Origin of the sequence: Paenibacillus dendritiformis (genome assembly GCF_015845845.1) — a bacterium.
GTDB lineage: Bacteria > Bacillota > Bacilli > Paenibacillales > Paenibacillaceae > Paenibacillus_B > Paenibacillus_B dendritiformis_C.
The window spans coordinates 1-506 of the sequence record NZ_LDIG01000058.1; the positions used below are offsets into that span (position 1 = coordinate 1).

Annotated in this window: 1 protein-coding gene; it reads left to right on the plus strand. The window is 43.1% G+C overall.

What is annotated here, in order from left to right; genetic code table 11:
• A partial coding sequence (locus ABD76_RS02440; RefSeq protein WP_197253985.1) for a transposase occupies window positions 1-285 on the plus strand: 285 nt, incomplete at its 5' end.
• Between the last annotated feature and the right edge of the window lie 221 nt (window positions 286-506).

The window sequence follows — 506 nt, forward strand, 5'->3', positions numbered from 1 at the left end:
TTGGAGCAAGGTTTCGACGATGCTACGGCGGTAATGTCGATTCCAGAGAAGTACCGCAAGCGTCTGCGTACGACGAACAGCCAAGAGCGTTTGAATGAGGAAGTACGACGTCGTGAGCGTGTGATTCGTATCTTTCCAAACCGCGATTCTGCATATCGATTACTTGGAGCCTTGCTAATGGAGATAGATGAAAAGTGGAGCAATGGCCGAAAGTATCTGGATATGACGGATTATTTGGAGTGGCGAAAAACGAACGTAAAAACCGAATCCAAAATTGTGCGATAGTTAAAGGGGGGCGCGCGAGTTTTACTTGAGGGAATTTACACACAATTTTGGACTTGACACCACTAGCCGCAATAGGTACGTCTCTATTTCTTTGAGCTAAATCACGAGCTCTTATGTTGTTTATTTCGTTTATGTTTTTTTGCCTCCTCGCTATACTGAATGGCTTACAGTCTGAATTATAGAAAAATAGTCAATACTGCTCAGTATTACGTTAATAGGAG